The organism is Pseudoxanthomonas sp. (assembly GCF_002863005.1).
GTDB lineage: Bacteria > Pseudomonadota > Gammaproteobacteria > Xanthomonadales > Xanthomonadaceae > Pseudoxanthomonas_A.
This window is the reverse complement of the sequence record NZ_PKDG01000047.1, coordinates 15,061-35,484: the sequence shown is the minus strand read 5'-3', so window position 1 is coordinate 35,484 and position 20,424 is coordinate 15,061. Positions and strand designations below refer to the sequence as shown.

At 67.1% G+C, this 20,424-nt stretch carries 20 protein-coding genes and 1 tRNA gene; 12 read left to right on the top strand and 9 right to left on the bottom strand.

The genetic code is table 11. The features are described from left to right. Positions 1-45: 45 nt before the first annotated feature. The gene (locus CYU89_RS16065; RefSeq protein WP_296282554.1) at positions 46-1,089 is read left to right on the top strand and encodes an alpha/beta hydrolase; all 1,044 of its coding nucleotides are present in this window, start codon (positions 46-48) and stop codon (positions 1,087-1,089) included. Between the two features lie 7 nt (positions 1,090-1,096). Here CYU89_RS16065 and CYU89_RS16060 read toward each other — a convergent pair whose 3' ends face one another. The 3 genes from CYU89_RS16060 to CYU89_RS16050 all read right to left on the bottom strand — a co-directional run bounded on the left by CYU89_RS16060 (position 1,097) and on the right by CYU89_RS16050 (position 3,047). After that, the gene (locus CYU89_RS16060) at positions 1,097-1,405 is read right to left on the bottom strand and encodes a hypothetical protein (RefSeq protein ID WP_296282553.1); all 309 of its coding nucleotides are present in this window, start codon (positions 1,403-1,405) and stop codon (positions 1,097-1,099) included. 736 nt (positions 1,406-2,141) lie between these two features. Next, the gene (locus tag CYU89_RS16055; RefSeq protein WP_296282552.1) at positions 2,142-2,852 is read right to left on the bottom strand and encodes an rRNA pseudouridine synthase; all 711 of its coding nucleotides are present in this window, start codon (positions 2,850-2,852) and stop codon (positions 2,142-2,144) included. 119 nt (positions 2,853-2,971) lie between these two features. Further along, positions 2,972-3,047, bottom strand: a tRNA-Phe gene (locus CYU89_RS16050). A gap of 178 nt (positions 3,048-3,225) precedes the next feature. Between CYU89_RS16050 and CYU89_RS16045 the strand changes: the two genes are divergently transcribed. Then, positions 3,226-3,675: a DUF6491 family protein gene (locus CYU89_RS16045; protein ID WP_296282551.1), complete on the top strand. Its 450-nt coding sequence runs from the start codon at positions 3,226-3,228 to the stop codon at positions 3,673-3,675. Between the two features lie 13 nt (positions 3,676-3,688). Here the strand turns inward: CYU89_RS16045 and CYU89_RS16040 are convergent, their stop codons facing one another. The 3 genes from CYU89_RS16040 to ftsY form a co-directional block, all read right to left on the bottom strand. Continuing rightward, entirely contained in the window at positions 3,689-3,958 is a 270-nt protein-coding gene (locus CYU89_RS16040; protein WP_296282550.1) for an oxidative damage protection protein, read from the bottom strand. Between the two features lie 3 nt (positions 3,959-3,961). Next, positions 3,962-5,011, bottom strand: a complete 1,050-nt coding sequence (mutY, locus tag CYU89_RS16035; protein WP_296282549.1) for an A/G-specific adenine glycosylase — start codon at positions 5,009-5,011, stop codon at positions 3,962-3,964. Positions 5,012-5,107: 96 nt separating this feature from the next. Further along, positions 5,108-6,271, bottom strand: a complete 1,164-nt coding sequence (gene ftsY / locus CYU89_RS16030) for a signal recognition particle-docking protein FtsY (RefSeq protein WP_296282548.1) — start codon at positions 6,269-6,271, stop codon at positions 5,108-5,110. 119 nt (positions 6,272-6,390) lie between these two features. On the opposite strand from ftsY, the gene CYU89_RS16025 reads away from it, so the two are divergent. Next, positions 6,391-6,690 carry a hypothetical protein gene (locus CYU89_RS16025; RefSeq protein WP_296282547.1) on the top strand — a complete coding sequence of 100 codons (300 nt, stop codon included), beginning with the start codon at positions 6,391-6,393 and terminating at the stop codon, positions 6,688-6,690. 216 nt (positions 6,691-6,906) lie between these two features. On the opposite strand, the gene htpG is transcribed toward CYU89_RS16025, so the two are convergent. Beyond that, positions 6,907-8,805 carry a molecular chaperone HtpG gene (htpG, locus tag CYU89_RS16020; RefSeq protein WP_296282546.1) on the bottom strand — a complete coding sequence of 633 codons (1,899 nt, stop codon included), beginning with the start codon at positions 8,803-8,805 and terminating at the stop codon, positions 6,907-6,909. A gap of 169 nt (positions 8,806-8,974) precedes the next feature. Here htpG and rsmD point away from each other — a divergent pair, with 169 nt between their 5' ends. The 6 genes from rsmD to CYU89_RS15990 all read left to right on the top strand — a co-directional run bounded on the left by rsmD (position 8,975) and on the right by CYU89_RS15990 (position 13,763). Next, positions 8,975-9,619: a 16S rRNA (guanine(966)-N(2))-methyltransferase RsmD gene (gene rsmD, locus CYU89_RS16015; RefSeq protein ID WP_296282545.1), complete on the top strand. Its 645-nt coding sequence runs from the start codon at positions 8,975-8,977 to the stop codon at positions 9,617-9,619. After that, positions 9,616-10,125, top strand: a complete 510-nt coding sequence (coaD, locus tag CYU89_RS16010; protein ID WP_296282544.1) for a pantetheine-phosphate adenylyltransferase — start codon at positions 9,616-9,618, stop codon at positions 10,123-10,125. Before rsmD ends, coaD begins: the two co-directional genes overlap by 4 nt. A gap of 44 nt (positions 10,126-10,169) precedes the next feature. Continuing rightward, complete coding sequence (locus tag CYU89_RS16005) at positions 10,170-10,664, top strand: hypothetical protein (RefSeq protein ID WP_296282543.1); 495 nt, start codon at positions 10,170-10,172, stop codon at positions 10,662-10,664. A 145-nt stretch (positions 10,665-10,809) separates the two neighbouring features. Continuing rightward, entirely contained in the window at positions 10,810-11,058 is a 249-nt protein-coding gene (locus tag CYU89_RS16000) for a YfhL family 4Fe-4S dicluster ferredoxin (protein WP_055940809.1), read from the top strand. 94 nt (positions 11,059-11,152) lie between these two features. Next, a complete protein-coding gene (ggt, locus tag CYU89_RS15995) occupies positions 11,153-12,853 on the top strand; it encodes a gamma-glutamyltransferase (RefSeq protein ID WP_296282563.1) in 1,701 nt (566 codons plus the stop codon). A gap of 19 nt (positions 12,854-12,872) precedes the next feature. Beyond that, positions 12,873-13,763: an MBL fold metallo-hydrolase gene (locus tag CYU89_RS15990; RefSeq protein WP_296282542.1), complete on the top strand. Its 891-nt coding sequence runs from the start codon at positions 12,873-12,875 to the stop codon at positions 13,761-13,763. An 83-nt stretch (positions 13,764-13,846) separates the two neighbouring features. On the opposite strand, the gene upp is transcribed toward CYU89_RS15990, so the two are convergent. Further along, complete coding sequence (upp, locus tag CYU89_RS15985) at positions 13,847-14,479, bottom strand: uracil phosphoribosyltransferase (RefSeq protein WP_296282562.1); 633 nt, start codon at positions 14,477-14,479, stop codon at positions 13,847-13,849. A gap of 111 nt (positions 14,480-14,590) precedes the next feature. Continuing rightward, positions 14,591-16,966 carry a TonB-dependent receptor gene (locus CYU89_RS15980; RefSeq protein ID WP_296282541.1) on the bottom strand — a complete coding sequence of 792 codons (2,376 nt, stop codon included), beginning with the start codon at positions 16,964-16,966 and terminating at the stop codon, positions 14,591-14,593. A gap of 267 nt (positions 16,967-17,233) precedes the next feature. On the opposite strand from CYU89_RS15980, the gene CYU89_RS15975 reads away from it, so the two are divergent. From CYU89_RS15975 to CYU89_RS15965, 3 genes are all read left to right on the top strand, one after another. Then, positions 17,234-18,298 (top strand): phytase, encoded by a 1,065-nt coding sequence (locus tag CYU89_RS15975; protein WP_296282561.1) that lies wholly within the window; start codon positions 17,234-17,236, stop codon positions 18,296-18,298. Continuing rightward, a complete protein-coding gene (locus CYU89_RS15970; protein ID WP_296282540.1) occupies positions 18,295-19,683 on the top strand; it encodes a metallophosphoesterase family protein in 1,389 nt (462 codons plus the stop codon). The genes CYU89_RS15975 and CYU89_RS15970 overlap by 4 nt, the downstream gene beginning before the upstream one ends. Before the next feature lie 65 nt (positions 19,684-19,748). Continuing rightward, on the top strand, positions 19,749-20,330 hold the full coding sequence (locus CYU89_RS15965; protein WP_296282560.1) for an inorganic diphosphatase: 582 nt from the start codon (positions 19,749-19,751) through the stop codon (positions 20,328-20,330). Positions 20,331-20,424 lie beyond the last annotated feature (94 nt).

Sequence of the window (20,424 nt, the reverse complement as noted above, 5' to 3'; positions counted from 1 at the left end):
GTAAAGGCGCACCATCGGCGCCGGGCTGGGAAAGCGGGAACGGCGATGGCGACCGAGAGGCGGGGTGGCGGCACGCGTCGGTGGGCGATACGGATCGCGCTGGCGGTGGTGTTCGTAGGGGTGGGGACATGGACCGCGTTCCAGCTGAGCCCGTGGCCCTCCGTCCTGCTCATCCGCTGGGCATTCGATCGCGGCGCGGCCGATGCGTCCGATGCCTTGCGCAAGCATCTGCCCCCGGGCGTCACCGAGAAGCGCGCCCTGTCCTACGATGCGACGGATCCCGATGCGCTGCTCGACGTCTACTTCCCCGCGGACGTGCAGGGAAGCACCCGGCGGCTGACCACGGTGGTGTGGGTGCACGGCGGGGGTTTCGTGTCCGGTCGCCGGGAGGACGTCGCCAACTACCTGCGCATCCTCGCCACACGGGGCGTCGTGGTCGTCAACGTGGACTACTCGATCGCGCCCGGCGCGACGTGGCCCACGCCTGCGCGGCAGCTGAATGCGGCGCTGGCCTATGTGCAGGAGAATGCAGGCGATCTGAATGTCGATGCCAGCCGCATCGTGCTGGCCGGGGACTCGGCAGGCGCGCAGATCGCGGCCGAAGTGGCGACCATCACCACCTCACCCGAGCACGCCAGTCGTGTCGGCATCACCCCGGCCCTGCGAGCGGGACAACTCGCGGGCACACTGCTGTATTGCGGTCCCTACGATGCCGGCCTGGTCGAGTGGGGCAGCCCGTTCGCAGGCTTCATGCGTACCGTCCTGTGGTCGTACCTTGGCCGGAAGGATTTCCGAGACGATCCCCGGTTGCACACGTTCTCTGTCGTGCACCACGTCACCCCGGCCTTTCCACCAACCTTCATCAGCGCAGGCAACGCCGATCCTCTGGAACCGCACTCACGTGCGCTGGCCGCCGCGCTGGAAGAGCAGGGAGTCGCCGTGGACGCCCTGTTCTTTCCGAAGGACCATGTTCCCGCACTGGGCCACGAATACCAGTTCAATCTCGACAGCGAAGCCGGGCGCATGGCCATGGAGCGCAGCGTCGCCTTCCTTGACCGCGTGACGCAGTCCCCGCGCGACGCGCCGTGATGCCGCATCACCCTGCCAGCGCCATCCCGGGGTCGACGCCGCGCGGCGGCTGCACAGGCTGACGGTCCACATACCGGCACAGCAGTCCCGCACGCTGGCGGGCCCACTGGGTAGCCCAGCCGATCGCACGCTCCTCGCAGCGAACCGCCATCTCGAACGGCGAAATGTCGCCCATGTCGACCAGCACGCGCAGCACCAGGCCCGCGTTGACGGGTCGCACCTCGGCAATCGCAGTGTCATCCACTCGGAGTTCGTGGCCGGCGTCGGTGCGGTGCCAGGCGAAGCGTTCGGGAAGGACATGCGGGGATGTCTTCATGACGATGTTCACGCGGGTGTTCCGGAGCTGAGATGCCGGAGACGTTGGGCCAAGGCACGTGGAGGCGGTGTCAACATCCCGTGCCCCGGCATGCAGTAGCGTTTCAGCGTTCAGCGTCGGCTGCCACGTGTCGGGATCGCGTGAGCATGCTGCCCGCTCAGGTCTTCTGTCCGGCACAGGGCGTGCTTGCCGATAGGGGTAGCGGACGGCCTGCCGCGCGCCACGAGCGCACCCGGTCGCCCAGTCCCGCCTGTTCATCGAGTCCGACGCCATGCCCCCCGACGCGAATTCCTGCACGATCCTCAGGATCTGCGGTGCCTGCCTGATCCTGCTGGCGACGTGGTTGCATGGCAATGGAAAGGGACTCGAGCGCGGCCAATCGCGATGCGCGACGCAGCCCTCGTCTGCGGAACGGATTCGACAAGATTCTCGCTCTGCGCCAATCACAGCGGCATCGCTGCCGATCCGCACGTCTCCCGCGATCGCGTTGCGCTAGCGCGACGGGCAGCGACCTTCGGCCCACGCCGCTCCGGCCGCATCGCGAGCGTCACCTGCCGCTGCAGCTTCTGCCAGGCTCTGCCGCTTCTTCTCGGTGGGCGATGCCACGGCGCGCTGTCGCAGCTCCCCGCAATCCTTGTCGACCCGGGGCGCGGCACGCTGCGATTGCCTAACACGAACGCATGCGGGCTTTGGTTCGTTGCGTGCGAATCCGTCGCGCGCGCTACGCGGCGGCCGGCTAGAAGCGCGTACCCGCCGGCAGGTAGCGCCACAGGCCTGCCGCCATCTTCGACAGCGCCACGCGGCCGATGCGCAAGCGGCGGATCGAGACGACGTCCAGGCCGCCTTCGCGGCATCGGTGGCGCAGTTCGCCGGGCTGCACGTTCTTGATCGCGAAGCGCAGGCGCACTTCGTTCTGCCAGCTGACCTTGCAGGGCGCGAGGCCCTGGCCCCGATAGGCCGCCACGTGACCGATGCGGCTGAGCGTGTAGGGGTCGGTCGCGCCTCGGACCTCCACCACGAACTCCTGCTCGATCTGCGCGTAGTCTTCGGACAAGCGGCGCCACACCCGGCCATCCTGGCTGAGCACGACCAGGCCACTCGCTTCGTCGTCCAGCGGCACGAGCGGCGTCAGGCGATGGAAGTGGCGTTTCAGCGGGCGCACGCCGCTGTCGTCACCGTCCATGTGTGCCTCGGGCGTCGCGAGTGCCGGCGCGTCCTGCCACGCCACGCCCTGCGGCTTGTGCAGCAACAGGGTGGCCGGCTCGACCGCGCCCCGTTCTGCCGCCGGATCGATCTCCACGCGTTCCGTGGTCACCGGGTGCTGTGGCGTTTCGATGGTTTCTCCGTCCACGGTGACCCAGCCGCCTTCGATGTACTGCTCGGCCTCCGTGCGCGAGCATCCGGTCAGTTCTGCAACGCGTTTGGCAAGGCGGATGGGTTCGGACATGGGCGCCGGATATCTCGGAGGTAGAAGGTCGCTTCGTGGCGGACGCGATCCGCGCGGGGGCGAGGCAGCCGATACAAACGAAGAAGGCCCGCATCGCTGCGGGCCTTCCGGAATCGATATGGTGGCCCGGGGCGGATTCGAACCACCGACACGCGGATTTTCAATCCGCTGCTCTACCAACTGAGCTACCAGGCCATGAACGGTCGCGGGCCGGCGCTGCCGGTGCGAAGGCCGCAGATGATACGGATCGGGGTGAAGGATGGCAAGCCGCATCCGGGCTGAACGCGGTTCGCAGGGCCTGCGCCGCCTCTCCGCCGCCGGCGCATCATCGGCGTTATCGACAGCCCTTCTCCCGAACGACAGGAGTCCGCCCATGAAACGCCTGATTCCCACGGCCCTGCTGGCCTCCCTCCTGCTGGCAGGCTGCGCCACCGGCAAGCTGAGCCCGGCCGAGAGGCTGGCCCTCTATCGCGACCATGCCGGTGAGCCGGTCAAGGATTTCCGCTACCTCGGCCATCTCAATGGCTGGACCCCGGTGGGCGATTCGGCGCTCGCGGTCTGGACCAAGCCAAAGGAGGGCTACCTGCTCGAGTTCGCCGGCCGTTGCCAAGATCTGGAGTCGGCCGCCGCCATCAGCATCACCCAGTTCGCCAACCGGGTGAATGCGCGTTTCGATGACGTCCTGCCGGTCGGTCCCGGCACGTCCCCCATCAAGATTCCCTGCCGCATCGAGACCATCCGCCCGCTGGACGTCAAGGCCTTGCGTGCCAGCGAGAAAGAGTTGCGCGAGGCGTCGGCGGTGGAGCGCCAGGCCAAGCCGTGACGGGCATGCGGGCTCAGGGCGTCGGGACGTAGCCCGCCGGCTTGTCCGCGCCACCGCCGAACAGGAATTTTTCCAGCTCCGCTTCCAGGAATGCGCGGTGCTTCGGGTCGCGCGGCGACAGCCGGTTCTCGTTGATCAGCATCGTCTGGTGCGCCAGCCAGGCCGACCAGGCCGGCTTGCCGATGTCCGCGTAGATGCGCTTGCCCAGCTCGCCGGGATAGGGGACGAAGTCGAGCCCCTCGGTGTCGCGTTGTTCGTACTGGCAGAAGACGGTGCGCGACATCAGTCAATTCCCAAGCAGTTTGCGGATCGGCGCGGGCAGGCCCAGCGCGGCGAGCTCGCCGCGCGCCACCCAGCGCAGGTCGTCATTGTCGCGCACCACGGCGCGCAGGGCGACCTTGCGCAGGCGCAGTGGCTGCAGGTGCAGGCGGTAGTGGCTGAAGGTGTGCACGACCACAGGCAGTTCTTCGACGTTGTCGTACGCGCCCTTCATCTCGCGCGCGAACCAGTCGCGCAGGCCGGCATCGGTGTCGGCTTGCGGCAACGTCCACAGCGAGGCCCAGATGCCGGTCTCCGGACGCCGCTGCAGAAGGATCTCGCCATCCGCGTTTTCCAGCCACAGCGCCACCGCTTCGCGTTCCGGCAGCACTTTCGACGGCTTGGAGGTGGGGAGCGCGCCGGTGAGCCCCTCGCGACGCGCCACGCAGTCGTCCTGTACCGGACATATCCCGCATGCAGGCTTGGCGCGCGTGCACAGCGTGGCGCCGAAATCCATCTGCGCCTGCGTGTAGTCCGCGAGCCGGCCGTCGGGGACGTTGAGCAAATGGTCTTCAGCCAACGCCCACAGCTGCTTTTCCACCGCTGGCAGGCCGGGCCACCCGGCAATGCCGTGGAAGCGCGTGAGTACCCGTTTGACGTTGCCGTCGAGGATGGGGAAACGGTCGTTCCACGCTTGCGACAGGATCGCGCCGGCGGTGCTGCGGCCGATGCCGGGCAGCGCATGCAGCGCGTCGAAATCGCGTGGCAGGTCGCCGTCATGGTTGGCGACGCAGGTTTTCGCGGCGGCATGCAGGTTGCGGGCACGGGCGTAGTAGCCCAGTCCCGCCCAGTGCGCCATCACGTGGTCGGTGGTGGCAGCCGCAAGGTCGGGCAAGGTCGGGAAGCGATCGACGAAACGCAGGAAGTACGGAATGACCGTGGCCACCTGTGTCTGCTGCAGCATGATCTCGGACAGCCACACGCGGTACGGTGTGCGCGGATGCTGCCACGGCAGGTCGTGGCGGCCATGCAGGTCGAACCAGCCAAGCAGGCGCTGCGCGAAGGAGTCAGCGCTCATGTGCAGCGTCCTGTGGGAGCGACGTCAGTCGCGATCGGCCACCGCGATGGCGTCATCGCGACTGACGTCGCTCCCACGCCTGCCATGGCGCCGATGTCAGCCGCCACCCAGCGCTTCCGGCAGCAGCGCGTCGACGAAGGATTCCGCATCGAATACGCGCAGGTCTTCCACTCGCTCGCCGATGCCGGCATAACGGATCGGAATGCCGAATTCGCGTGCGAGCGCGAACACCACGCCGCCCTTCGCCGTGCCGTCCAGTTTGGTGACCACCAGGCCGGTCACGCCGACGGCCGCGTGGAACTGGCGCAGCTGCGAAAGCGCGTTCTGCCCGGTGGTGCCGTCGATGACCATCAGCACCTCGTGAGGCGCATCCGCGTCGATCTTGCCGAGCACGCGGCGGATCTTGCCCAACTCGTTCATCAGGCCGGTCTGGGTGTGCAGGCGGCCGGCAGTGTCGGCAATCAACACGTCGAAACCGCGCGACTTGGCCGACTGCAGTGCGTCGAACGCTACCGAGGCGGCGTCCGCATCCTGGCCTTGCGCGATGACGGGCACGCCGTTGCGTTCGCCCCACGTCTGCAGTTGCGCGACCGCGGCAGCGCGGAACGTGTCGCCCGCGGCCAGCATCAGGCTGTGGCCGTCCTGTTTGAAACGGCGCGCGAGCTTGCCGATGGTGGTGGTCTTGCCGACGCCGTTGACGCCGACGGTAAGCACGACGAATGGCTTGCGACCGGCGTCGATCACCAGAGGCTTCGCGACCGGCGTGATCAGCGCGATCAGGTCCGCGCGGAGCGCCTTCAGCAGCGCCTGCGCGTCGGCGAACTCGCGTTCCTTCATGCGCTTGCGCAGGTCCTCGATGATCGCGGTGGTCGCAGGCACGCCGACATCGGCGGTCAGCAGCGCGGTCTCGATCTCGTCCAGCAGGTCGTCGTCCAGGCGCGGATTGCGCGTGAACAGGCCGGCTAGGCCCAGCGCGGCGCTCGTGCGGCGCAGGCGGTCGCGCCAGCCGGACTTGCCCGCGGCGGCGGCGGGGGCCGCGTCCGTGCGCGCTTCTTCATCCGGATGGGGGGCGGGCGGGGCAGGGGGGACGGAACCTGGCGCGGTGTCGTCCGCGGCAGGGACGGATGCTGGACCACTGCCGGTCGGCATCGGCTCGCCGGGCGCACGCGGGAAGGCGGCGGCGAGCTCTTCGGTGCTGGGGCGGGTCTGGGCGGCGTCGGGGCCGTCCTGGGGCTTCTTGCGGCGGAAAAAACCGATCATCGCGGGGGGATCTCGAGGAGGGCGACATGCTACCACCCGGCTGTAGGACGCCCGGGCACGGGAACTCAAGTGGGGCCAGGCACGGCCGATATCGAGGGCGGACAACCCGGAATCCCCGCATGAACGCCATCACCGGTATCGCCAACTCGGGCCTGCGGGCCGCCTCGACCGGTCTTCAGGCCGCCGCGCACAATCTCGCCAATCTGGCCACGCCCGATGTCACCCGGCAGGCCGTGGTGCTGTCGGCGCAAGCGACAGGCGGTGTGTCCGCGCACGTGGTCGGGGCATCCACCGATCCGGCCGCGCCGATCGAGGACGTGGCCGCGATGCTGACCTACAAGGCGATGGCAGGCGCCAACCTGTTCGTGCTCAAGGTGGCAGACCAGACGCTGGGCAGCCTGCTGGATATCAAGGTCTGAATTCCGGTGTCCGAATTCCTTCTCCCCGCGCGCGGGGAGAAGGTGCCCGGAGGGCGGATGAGGGGCGCTTTTTCTCGGTCGCACGCTGCGCCCACCGTAGGCTGCGTCTGGTACCGGTTAAAGGCGCCAGAGCCCGCTGCCTCCGCTCGCCCCTCACCCGCCTTCGGCACCCTCTCCCCGTTGCACGGGGAGAGGGGAGCAGCGAGAGGGCTTCGCTTACGCCGACAGCTCCAGCAGCAACGCATTGAGCCGCTTCACGTACCCGGCCGGGTCCTTGAGGCTCTCGCCCGCTGCCAGTGCGGCCTGGTCGAACAGCACGCGGGTGAGGCTGTCGAAGCGGTTCGCGTCGCTTTCGGCATCCAGTTTGGCGATCAGTGGATGGTCCGGGTTGAACTCGAACACAGGCTTGCTTTCCGGTACCTGCTGGCCGCTGGCTTCCAGTAACTGACGCATCTGCAGTCCCAGGTCGCCCTGGCCGATGGCGAGGATGGCCGGCGAGTCGGTCAGTCGGTGCGAGACGCGAACCTCGGCCACGTCATGGCCGAGCACGGCCTTGATGCGGCCGGTGAGCGCTTCCTTCGCCTTGGCGCTTTCTTCCTGCGCCTTCTTGTCGTCCTCGCTCTCCAGCGCGCCCAGGTCCAGATCGCCACGCGCGATGTCGACAAAGGACTTTCCGTCGAACTCGGTCAGGTATCCCATCAGCCACTCGTCAATGCGGTCGGTGAGCAGCAGCACCTCGATGCCCTTCTTGCGGAAGATCTCCAGGTGCGGACTGTCCTTGATCTGCGCATGCGATTCGCCGGTCAGGTAATACAGCTTGTCCTGGCCTTCCTGCAGGCGGCCGACATAATCGGCCAGCGAGACGCTGGGCGCACCGGAGGCATCGTGCGTGGAGGCAAAACGCAGCAGGCCGGCGATCTTCTCGCGGTTGGCATAGTCCTCGGCCGGGCCTTCCTTCAGCACCTGGCCGAAATTCGTCCAGAACGCCTTGTAGTCCTCGGGCTTGTCCGTGGCGAGTTTCTCCAGCATGTCGAGCGCGCGCTTGGTCAGCGCCGAACGCATCGAATCCACCACCGGGCCCGACTGCAGGATCTCGCGCGACACGTTCAGCGACAGGTCGGACGAGTCCACCACGCCGCGCAGGAAGCGCAGGTACAGCGGCAGGAACTGTTCGGCCTGGTCCATGATGAAGACGCGCTGCACGTAGAGCTTCAGGCCCTTGGCGCCGTCGCGATGGTACAGGTCGAAGGGCGCGCGGCCCGGCACGTACAGCAGCGAGGTGTATTCGAGCTTCCCTTCGACCTTGTTGTGCGCCCATGCCGCCGGATCAGTGAAGTCGTGCGCGATGTGCTTGTAGAACTCGGCGTATTCTTCGTCCTTGATCTCGGACTTGGCGCGCGTCCACAGTGCGCTCGCCTTGTTGACGGCTTCCCACGTCGGCGGGGCCGGTGCGTCGTCGCCGTGCTGTTCCTTCGGCATCTCGATCGGCAGCCCGACGTGGTCGGAATACTTCTTGATGATGCCGCGCAGCTTCCAGCCGTCGGCGAAGCCCTCCTCGCCGTCCTTCAGGTGCAGCACGATGCGCGTGCCTCGCTCGGGCTTGTCGACGGTGGCGACCTCGAAATCGCCTTCGCCGGCACTGGACCAGTGCACGCCTTCGTTCGCCGGCAGGCCGGCGCGGCGGCTGAACACGTCCACGCGGTCGGCCACGATGAAGGCGCTGTAGAAGCCCACGCCGAACTGGCCGATGAGGTTGGCGTCCTTCTTCTGGTCGCCGGACAGCGCGTGCAGGAATTCGCCGGTGCCCGACTTGGCGATGGTGCCGAGGTGGGCGATGGCCTCTTCGCGGCTCATGCCGATGCCGTTGTCGTCGACGGTCACCGTGCGCGCGGTGGCGTCGAAGCCGACGCGGATGCGCAGGGTGGGGTCTTCCTCCAGCAGCTTCGGGTCCTTCAGCGCCTCGAAGCGCAACTTGTCGGCGGCGTCGGCAGCGTTGGACACCAGTTCGCGCAGGAAGATTTCCTTGTTCGAATAGAGCGAGTGGATCATCAGCTGCAGCAGCTGCTTCACCTCGGTCTGGAAGCCCAGGGTTTCTTTGCGGGTTTCAACGGTCATCGCGGTCGTGCTCCATGGCATTCGTCTGGGCCGCGCGCAGCGGCCGATGCGTCCGGTGTATGGGCCGGTCGTGGCTTTCTCAACCTGGCGGGGCCGCGGAGGGGGATCCAAGCCCCGCCCGTCATGGCCGGGCCGTATCATGCGGGGCCTTCCGTCGCCCCCTTCCCCGATGCCCCGAAGCGCCCGCCGGCCACCCTCCGCTCCCGTCCCCGCGCCGCGTGGCCTCGGCCACGTGCGCATCATCGGCGGGCGCTGGCGCGGCACGAAGCTGGCGGTGCCGGACCGCCCGGGCTTGCGGCCCAGCGGCGACCGCGTACGCGAGACGCTGTTCAACTGGCTGATGCCGGCGCTTCCGGGCGCTCGCGCACTCGACCTGTTCGCCGGGACCGGCGTGCTGGGGCTCGAGGCGCTGTCGCGCGGGGCCGCACAGGCGGTGCTGGTGGAGCGCGATCCCGGCCTGGCCATGGCGCTGCGCGAGGCGGTGGCGAAGCTCTCGGCGGATGCCGAGGTCCATGCGGCGGAAGCGCTGGCGTGGCTGGGCGGGTGCGCCGACACCTTCGACCTGGTCTTCCTGGATCCGCCCTTCGCCGAGGGCCTGTGGGAGCGCGCGCTGGCCGCGCTCGTGCCCCGGCTGGCGGCGGATGCGTGGATCTACGTGGAGTCCCCAGCGGACCGGGTGCCGACGGTCCCCGCAGGCTGGATATTGCACCGGGAAGGCCGCACCCGGGACGTGCGCTACGCCCTGTACCGGACCCCGGCCCCGCAGCCCGCTGCTACACTGCGTCCCGACGATCCGCCGGCGACGACTGAATGACTGTGGCGCGCACCCGGACGGCCGTGTATCCCGGCACGTTCGACCCCATCACCAATGGCCATATCGACCTGATCGACCGCGCTGCGCCGCTGTTCGAGCGCGTGATCATCGGGGTGGCGGAAAGCCCGGGCAAAGGCCCGGCGCTGCCGCTCGCCCAGCGCGTCGAGCTGGCCCGCGACGCAGTGGCCCGGCATCCGCACGTCGAGGTGCGCGGCTTCGACGGCCTGTTGGCCCATTTCGTCAAGGACGTGGGCGGCGGCGTACTGTTGCGCGGGCTGCGCGCGGTATCCGACTTCGAGTACGAATTCCAGCTGGCCAGCATGAACCGCCACCTCATCCCCGAGGTCGAGACGCTGTTCCTGACCCCGGCCGAGCAGTACGGCTTCATCTCCTCGTCGCTGGTGCGCGAGATCGCCCGGCTGGGAGGCGACGTGTCCGGGTTCGTGCCGCCGGCCGTCACCGCCGCGCTCAAGGCGCAGTGGCAGCACCACAAGCAGGGCGCCTGAGCGCCACGATTCCGATAACCGCTTTACCAAGAGGGGGATTACCCATGAAGAAGTTCGCAAGCCGCATCATGCTCACCGCCTGCCTCGTGCTGCCGTTCGCAGCGTGCAAGAAGCAGGAAGAAGCCCCGGCCGAGCCGGCCGAAGTCGCCCTGGTCGCGCCGGCCACGACCGAGGACGGTCCGTGGAAGGAATACCTGAGCAAGGTGGTCGACGCCAACATGGGCACGATCACCAACACGCCCTACGTGTACTACCTGCCGGCCGACACCGATCCGGAGTTCGAGGCCAAGTATGGCCGCCAGCTGGAGCAGGCCAAGGGCGCCGTCGCGCGCGGCGTGAGCAGCGGCAACCTGATCGCGTTCGGCTCGCCGAACAGCGCCAAGATCGCCGACCTGGCGGTCGCCGCGTTCACCGGTGTGGAGACCGATGCGTTCAAGGGCGTGCGCGTGCTGTTCATCGGCAAGGCCGAGGACAGCGAGCGCGTGAAGGCCGCCGTGGCCCCGAGCAGCGCCGAATACGTGTTCGTCGAAGCCAAGTGATCTTCCGGCGCGTGGCCGCCCTTGGGCGGCCACGCTTCGGCGGAAAGGTCATCCCCGCGAAGGCGGGATCCAGTGGTTCGGTACCCCGGCGAATGCCGCGATGAAGTCGCTGGGTCCCGGCTTGCGCCGGGATGACGGCAACCTTATGTCCCTCAAGATCAACGAACTGTGCGTCAACTGTGATGTCTGCGAGCCGGCCTGCCCCAACCAGGCCATCTCGATGGGCGAGACGATCTATGTGATCGATCCGGCGCGCTGCACCGAATGCGTCGGCCATCATGACGAACCGCAATGTGTCGTCGTGTGCCCCGTCGAGTGCATCGACCCCGATCCGGCGTATCCTGAGACCCACGAAGCCCTGCTGGCGAAGATGCTGAGGCTGCAGGCCGGCTGATCGCCATGTACGCACGCGCTTCGCCCCGGTAGCCGTTCCAGGAGAAGTCGTGATTCCTCGCCGTCTGTTCGTGCTGTTGTTCTTCGTCGCGTTCGTGCCCGCCGCGCTGGCCGCCGACGCAGTCCGCAGCTCCGCTCCGTCCCACCCCCCTGGCACCGCCATCGCCAGCGCCCATGCGCTCGCCACGCAGGCGGGGCTGGACGTCATTGCGCAGGGCGGCAACGCGTTCGATGCCGCCATCGCTGTCTCGTCGACGCTTTCCGTGGTGGAGCCGATCAGTTCAGGCCTCGGTGGCGGTGGTTTCTTCCTGCTTCACGATGGCAAGACCGGCAAGGACGTCTTCATCGATGCGCGCGAAACCGCGCCGGCCGCGTCCACACCCGACAAGTACCTGTTGCCGAATGGCGACTTCAACCGTGATCGCGCCGAGAACGGCCCGTGGGCGGCCGGCATCCCCGGCTTGCCAGCCGCTTTCGTGCACCTGGCGGAGAAATACGGACGATTGCCACTGAAGGCGTCGCTGGCGCCGGCGATCCGCACCGCGCGCGAAGGTTTCCCCGTCTACGCACGCATGGCACGCGGTTACCAGGCGCGCCGCGAGGTCATGGAGCGCTACAAGGGCACGCGTGCCGTCTATCTGGTGGACGGGAAGCCGATCAAGGAGGGCGACGTCTTCAGGCAGCCCGACCTGGCGCGCACGCTGGAGCGTCTGGCTGCGCAGGGCTTCGACGGGTTCTATCGCGGCGAGACCGCCAAGCTGCTGCTGGCCGGCGTGAAGGCCGAGGGCGGGCAATGGACCGCGAAGGAACTGGCCGGGTACACCGTGCGCGAGCGCGCGCCGCTGACCTTCAAGTACAACGACTGGCAGGTGACCACCGCGCCGCCGCCGTCATCCGGTGGCGTGGCGCTGACGCAGATGCTGCAGATCCTCGATGCCTACGACCTGTCCAAGCTGGACGAAGCGCAGCGCACGCACCTGGTGGTGGAATCGATGCGCCGCGCCTTCCGCGACCGCACCTTCTACCTGGGTGATCCCGATTTCGTCGAGATCCCGATGAAGACGCTGACCAGCCCGTACTACGCGGCCGGACTGCGCGCCACGATCAATCCGCAGAAGGCGACGCCCAGCGACCAGCTGTCCGGCCTGCAGACGCCGCTCGAGGACGAAGAGACCACGCACTTCTCCATCATCGATGCCGAAGGCAACCGCGTCGCCGGCACCCAGACCGTCAACCTGCTGTACGGCTCCGGGCTGGTGCCGCCGGGCACGGGCGTGCTGCTCAACAACGAGATGGACGATTTCGCGCTGAAGCCGGGCACGCCGAATGCCTTCGGCGTGATGGGCTACGACGCGAACGCGCCGAAGCCGGGCAAGCGCATGCTCAGCTCGATGACGCCGACGTTCCTCGAGTCGCCGGACAAGGTCGCGGTGCTCGGCACGCCGGGTGGAAGCCGCATCATCACGATGGTGCTGCTGGGCATCCTCGGCTACGACGCGGGGCTCGAACCGCAGGCCGTCGCTGCGCTGCCACGTTTCCACCACCAGTGGATGCCGGACCTGATCGAGATGGAGACCGACGCGCTGAGCCCGGCCACGCAGCAGACACTGGAAGCCATGGGCCACCGCTTCAAGGTGCCCGGCAACAGCGCCCAGGGCGGCCGCGGTTCCAGCCACGTGTGGGGCAACCTGCAGACGGTGGAGTGGGACAAGACCACCAACACCCTGATGGGTGGCAGCGACCCGCGCAATCCTGTCGGCGCGGCCAAGGTCGTCGAGTCGGCCCCGTCACGCTGAGAGGCGTAGAATCGGGGCCATGAAACTCTGGTCGCTGCTGGGCAACTCCCAGAAACTCGATGGTGGCGCGATGTTCGGCAACGCGCCGCGCGCCATGTGGGAAAAGTGGTCGCCGCCCGATGCGGAGAACCGCATCGAGCTGGCCTGCCGCGCGCTGCTGGTGCAGTCGCTCAACGGCAAGACCGTGTTGTTCGAGACCGGCATCGGCGCTTTCTTCGAACCGAAGATGCGCACGCGCTTCGGCGTGCAGGAAGAGCGCCACGTGCTGCTCGATTCACTGCGCGACGCCGGCTTCTCGCACGAAGACATCGACGTCGTGGTGCTCAGCCACCTGCATTTCGACCACGCGGGCGGCCTGTTGGCGCCGTGGCAGGAAGGGCATGCGCCGGAACTGCTGTTCCCCAACGCGACCTTCATCGTCGGCGCCGATCACTGGCAGCGCGCGCTGAAGCCGCATCCGCGCGATCGCGCGAGCTTCATCCCGGAGTTGCAGCCATTGCTGGAAGCCAGTGGGCGCTTGGAACTTGTATCCGGGGAGCACTCCGTTGCGCTGGGCCGCGCGGTCCGTTTCAGCTTCAGCGATGGCCATACGCCGGGGCTGATGCTGGCGGAGGTGGTCGGTGCAGCGGGCGTGGACGGCCAGCCGCAGGGTGGCGTCGTGTTCTGCGCCGACCTGATCCCGGGCCGGCCGTGGGTGCATGTACCCATCACCATGGGTTACGACCGCAACGCCGAACTGCTGATCGACGAGAAGCGCGCGTTCCTGGAAGACAAGCTGGCGCGCAATGTCCATCTGTTCTTCACCCACGACCCGGGTTGCGCACTGGCGCAGGTGACCCGCGACGAGAAGGGCAAGTTCGGCGTCGCCCACGAAGTCGCCGAACTTCACGCGCGCCCGCTGGCCGCATAACCGGTTAAGGCGGTGGGAGCGACGTCAGTCGCGACGCGGCGGCTTGCCGTCGCGACTGACGTCGCTCCCACAACAGCGGGGTTTCAGCCGATCCGCGTGCCGAAGATGCGGTCGCCCGCGTCGCCCAGGCCCGGCAGGATGTAGCCCTTGTCGTTGAGGCGTTCGTCGATGGCCGCGGTGTAGACCTCGACATCGGAGTGCGCCGCTTCCAGCGCCTTCAGGCCTTCGGGCGCGGCGACCAGGAAGATGCCCTTGATCCGCTTCGCCCCGGCGCGCTTGAGCATGTCGATCGTGGCGATCAGCGTGCCGCCGGTGGCCAGCATCGGGTCGAGAATCAGCGCATCGCGCTCCTCCAGCCGTCCGGTCAGCTTCTCGAAGTAGGGCACCGGCTGCAGCGTTTCCTCGTCACGCTGCAGGCCGACCACGCTGACGCGCGCGGTAGGGATCAGCGCGAGTACGCCCGGCAGCATGCCCAGGCCGGCGCGCAGGATCGGCACCAGGGTGATCTTGGCGCCGGCGATCTTCTTCACCGCCACCGGCCCGGCCCAGCCCGCCATCGTTTCGGTCGTCAGTTCCAGGTCTGCGGTGGCCTCGTAGGCCAGCAGGGTGCCCAGCTCGGTCACCAGTTCGCGGAAATCCTTGGTGTTGAGGCCGGCGTTCCGCAACAGGCCGATCTTGTGCTGGACGAGCGGGTGGCGGACTTCGACGGTCTTCATGGCGAGGGCAGGGCGGCAGGTGATGCGGGAAGTCTGCATCAAACTCCGCAACCCTACAAAGCAAAAAGCCGGCGTGAGCCGGCTTTCTGCCTGGAGTGTGGACATCGGGGATCAGAACGCCCAGCGCATAACCAGCTGATAGCTCGGGCCGGCTTCTTCGGTTTCCAGCTCGTACTCGTCGTAGTCGCGGTCGATCTGGTCCTGTTGGGTGTTGAACTTGTCGAAGAACTCGTCCTTGCTCGCATCCAGCAGGTTGTTGGCGCTCAGGCGCACCGACACGCTCTTGCCGAAGCGCTTCTCCACGAACACGTCGAGCTCGCCGCCGTAGCGGATCAGCACTTCTTCACCCAGCAGGCGCGTGTACGCGTCGCCCTGCTTGCGGTAGGTCGCGCCGAAGCTGGCGCCCAGCGTCGGCAGGTCCTGGATGAAGCCGATGTTGTAGACGGACTTGGCCTGGTCGTTGAAGCGGCGCTCGCCGAGGAAGTCGTCCACCTTGGACTTCACCCACGAGTAGTTGGCGAAGACGCCGGTGTTCTCCAAACCGATGGCGGACAGCGGCGTGGACACATCGAATTCGAAGCCATAGACCTTGCCGTCGCCGACGTTGGAGGACGTGTACAGCCAACTCGAAGCCGGTTCCTGGGCCATCGCATCGGCCAGGTCGACGGCGTCGCCATCGTCGATCATGTCGGCCCAGGTGTCCTGCATCTCTTCGCTGGGCTCGCCGGTGTTGACGATCTCGATGAGGTCCTTGACGTCGCGATAGAAGAAATTCAGACCGACCACGCCCTTGCGGCCGAGGCGGTGCTCGAAGCCGAGGTCCAGGCCGTTGGCGGTCTCCGGGTCCAGTTCCGGGTTGCCGATGTAGTCGTTGTCGCCGAACTCGCCGTCCAGCAGGGCCGGCAGCAGTTCGTTGAAGTTCGGACGCTTGATGGTCTTGGCCAGCGACAGGCTGATGCGGTCCGCATCGCCCAGGTTCCAGCGCAGGTTCACCGACGGCAGCAGTTCGTTGTAGTCCTTGCTGACGCGGCCTTCGCTTTCCTCGTCTTCGAGGTATTCCACCTTCGACTCCGTGGTCTCGTAGCGCAAGCCCGCTTCCCACGAGAAGGCCTCGCCCTTGCCGCTGAGCATGATGTACGGGTCCAGGCGCTTCTCCTCGATCACCGAGGCGACGCTGCCGTCGAGGTCGTAGTCCGCCAGGGAGGTGGGCGTCTGGCCATCTTCGTCGGCTTCCCATTCGTAGCTGACGACCAGGCCTTCACGCTTCTTGGTGCGGTAATCCAGGCCGAACTCCAGTTCGGCGCCACCCACCGGGCGCGCATGGGTGAGCCTGAAGCCGGTTTCGGAATCCTTGGCGGTGACGGATTCGGCGCTGTAGACGGTCTCGTCCCATTCTGCGTCGGCGGGAATACTCCAGGTGTCGTCCCAGTTCTCCGCACCACTGACGTAGACCTGCTCGCCCTCGGTGGTGGCCTGCGAATTCTCGAAGCGCGCATGGTCGACGCTCACGGCCGTCGTACCGCCGGCCATGTCGAACTTGTATTCGGCGCCGACGCCGTAGTTCTTCTGGTCGTACGGGTCCAGGCCCGGCACGCGGATGTTGATAGTCTCGTCGTCATCCAGTTCTTCTTCGAACGATACCTCGGTCACATCGCGATCGGTCTTGACGTAGAAGCCGTCGATGCTGAAGCGGCCGTTGTCGCCCACGTCCGCGGTGTAGGAAAGGTTCGCCGAATAGTCTCGACCGTCCTTGACCTCGGTCTGGTCTTCCCAGCTGATCTTCTCTTCACGCGTATTGTCGGTGAAGCGGTCCGAGCGCTTGGACTTCGCGCGGTAGCGATCCTGCACGTTGATGCCGGCCAACAGGCGGCCACCGAGCGCTTCGAACGAGGTCACGGCGCCGAAGGTCGGGTTGATCTCGCCGTCGTCCCAGCGGTTCACGCCGACCCGGATGTAACTACCGGTGAACTCGTAGGCATCACGCAGCACGATGTTGATCGCGCCCGCCATCGCATCGCCGCTACGGTTGGCGCTGGCGCTGCGCTTGATCTCGATGTGGTCCACCATCTCCGCGGGGATGCGGTCGACGTAGAACGAGCGGTCGTCACCGGCGCCGGGCACTTTCTTGCCGTTGATCAATACCTGGGTGTAGCCGCCGCCCAGGCCGCGCAGCTGCACGCCGTCGTATTCCATGATGTCCGAGCCGACGAAGCCCACGCCCGGCACGCGCTTGAGCATGTCGCCCACGGTGTTAGGTTCGAAGCGCTGGAAGTACTCCAGGTCATAGACCAGCGTGGGGGCGATGTCGTCGGTGCGGTCGCGGTAGGCGATCTCGGCCTGCACCACCACCGTGTCCAGTTGCTTGGGATCGCCTGCGGTGCCCGCGTCCGGCGCCTGGTTCTGGGCGGAGGCAGCGAGACTGGCCGGAAGCAGGGCAGCGCAGAACAGCGCCTGTGCGAGTGAGGCGGCCAAGGCATTGCGTTTCATGTGTGTCGTCCCCGTGACGAAAGTAAACGGCACTTTGTAAACACGTCACATGGCGGAAACATGACACGCAGGTTCCTGTGTGGTGACAGGTATCCGCATGCAGTGCACTGACACGAAAATGTCATCACGCCTGCGTAGAACATGGCAGTTTGTTGACGCCTACATGTCATGGGGAAACCGGTGAAACCACGTCTCGTCCTGCTTGCCCTCCCTCTCCTGCTGGCCGCCTGCGGCGGCAAGCCCAATGCGCCGGTTGCGGCCGACCCGGTGCCACAGGCGCCTGCGCGCGAGAAAGAGCCCGACGAGAATGTCGAGAAGGATCCGCTGCTGAGCGAGGCGAAGACCGCCCACGTCGTGGTGCCGGAAGCCTTCATCACCCCCGCGACGCCGGCGGAGAACGTCGATTCGCCCGCCAGTTGGCGGGCGCCCGATGGGACGCGCTGGCTGATCGCCACCGCCAAGGACACGCACCGCCTGGTCGTCTACGACGGCAGCACGGGCAAGCAGCTGCGCACCGTTTCCGGTCCGGGTAGCGCTTTGGGGCAGATGCAGCGGCCGAACGGCATCGCCGTGATCGACGACCTGGTATTGGTGGTCGAGCGCGACAACCGTCGTGTGCAGGTCTTCCAGCTGCCCGGCTTCACGCCGCTGCTCGTGTTCGGTGCGGAAGACCTGAAGCAACCGTATGGCCTGTGGGTGCGACCGCAGAAGGATGCGTACGAGGTGATCGTCAGCGACAACTACATGTCGCCGCAGAACGAGGACGCACCACCGCCGCTGGCCGAACTGGGCCAGCGCTTCAAGCGTTACCACCTGCAGCGCGCCGAGAGCGGCTGGAAGGCCACGCTCGCCGGCACGTTCGGCGACACCGGCGAGGCCGGCGCGATTCGCATCGCGGAGTCCGTGTTCGGCGATGCGGAGAACGACCGCCTGTTGCTCGCGGAAGAGGATGTCGCCGTTGGCACGCGCCTGCGCGAGTACGGCCTCGACGGCACCTACCGCGGCCGCGACATCGGCGCGGATCTGTTCAAGGCACAGGCCGAAGGCATGGCGCTGGCGCAGTGCGCGGGTGGCACTGGCTATTGGATCGCCACCGACCAGTTCAAGGACCGCAGCGTGTTCCACGTGTTCGAGCGCATCACGCTGGCGTACAAGGGCGCGTTCGCCGGCAACAAGACCGCGAACACCGACGGCGTGTGGCTGGACCAGAGCGCCGATGCGCGCTTCCCGCAGGGTGCGTTCTATGCCGTCGACGACGACCAGGCGGTGGCGGCGTTCGACTGGCGTGACATCGCCAAGGCGCTGTCGCTGCCGGAGTGCCGCGTCGAATGAAGAACGCAGGGGATGCGGGGATGAAGTGGGTGCTGGCCGCGCTGTTGCTGGGGACCTGCGCGGCATCGCTCGCGCAGGATGCGACGGCGCGCCAGCCCGAGCCGAATATACGTGTGCCGCAAGGCGTCGTGCGGTATGCACCGAGCGGCTTCCCGGATCGCATCGTGGCCTCGCCCGCGCAGGACGCCGCTACGGGTTTCTCGGTGGCGTGGCGCACCGATGCGCGCGTGGACACGCCCTCGCTGGAGATCGTCGTCGCGGGCGATTCGCCCGACATGGGTGAGCCGCGCAGCATCGCGGCGACCAGCACGCCGCTGAAAACCGAGAATGGCGAAGCCCATCACCATCGCGCGGATGTCACGGGCCTCCAGCCGGACACGCTGTACGCGTGGCGCGTGCAGGGCGACCGCACCTGGAGCGCCTGGCACCACACGCGCACGGCGGCAGCTGCAAGCACGCCGCTGACGCTGCTGTACTTCGGCGATACCCAGAACAAGAACGTCAGCCTCACCACCCGCGTCGTCCGCGAAGCGATGCGCGCGGCGCCGGATGCACGTCTCGCGCTGTACGCCGGCGACCTGGTCAGTGGCGGCGACGGCGAGGACGACAACGAGTGGGGCGAGTGGTTTGAGGCCAACGAAGTGCTGCCGACCTCGCTGGTCGTCGCGCCGGCGCCGGGCAATCACGAGTATTTCGAGGAATTCGAGGACACCCCGCAGGAACATCGTGTGCTGGGTGCGCACTGGCCGGTGACGTTCGCGCTGCCGGACAACGGCGTGGCGCAGGCGAAGCGGACCACGTACTGGTTCGATTACCAGGATGTGCGCGTGGTTGTGATTGATGGCACCTCCGCACTCGACCTCGGCACCGCGAGGGCGCAGGCGGCATGGCTGGATGGGGTCTTGGCGAGCAACCCCAAGCGCTGGAGCATCGTGCTGACCCATCAGCCGTTCTTCTCGCCGCGCGAGGGGCGCGACAACGTACTGTTGCGCCAGCACCTGCTGCCGGTGATCCGCAAGCGCAAGGTGGACCTGGTGCTGCAGGGACACGACCACGTCTATGGTCGATTGAAGAACGAAGCACCGACACCGGTGTTCGTCGTCTCGGTCACCGGCGCCAAGCAGTACCGGCTTTCGGATGAAGCGCGCAAGACCATGCGTCCTGTCGCCGAAGACACGCAGTTGTTCCAGGTGCTCCGCTTCGATGGCCCGCGCCTACGCTATGAGGCGCGCACGGCGACCGGTCGTCTCTACGACGCATTCGACCTTGTCGATGGCGGCGCCGCGGGCAAACAGCTTAACGAACATGCGGAAGGTCGCATCGAGGAACGAACCTGCACCCGCGCCGAGACCCTGAAGGGTCGCGCCGACCGGTGCTGGGAATGACCCCTCCCTCCGACCATCCAAGGACTTTCCGCATGTCGAAGCGCACGACGTCGCTGCTGCTCGCGATGGTGCTCGCCGTATCGGCGGGTGCTGCCTTCGCCCGCGAAGCGCACATCCGTCATCCGTTCCTCGCCCAGCAGCCGAAGGCCGCGCCGGGCGAGGTGCTGCTGGCCGTGGAGATTCCCGCGGGCAGTTTCACCAAATACGAGATCAACGACGAAGGCCTGGTCTTCGTGGACCGTTTCCAGTCGATGCCGGTGGCGTATCCGGCCAACTACGGTTCGATGCCGCGCACGCTGGCCGGCGACGGCGACCCGCTGGATGCGCTGGTGCTGACGCGCGAGCCCCTGCATCCGGGCGTGCTGGTGAAGTTCCGGCCGATCGGCGTGCTGCGCATGCTCGATGATGGCAAGCACGACGAGAAGATCATCGGCGTGCCCACGGACAAGATCGACCCGACCTATGCCGGCATCCGCGACCTCGCCGACCTGTCCGAAATCGAGCGACAGCGCATCGAGGCCTTCTTCCGTGTCTACAAGGACCTGCCGAAGGGCCGCAACCCGGTCCAGCTCAACGGCTATGGCGATGCGAAGGAAGCGAAGGCGCTGATCCAGGCCTCGCTGGATCGCTTCACCGCACAACCGTAGGGTGGGCCTTGGCCCACCATCCACATGCGCGATCAACGGTGGGCCAAGACCCACCCTACGAAAGAAAAAGGCGAGCCGAGGCTCGCCTTTTTCG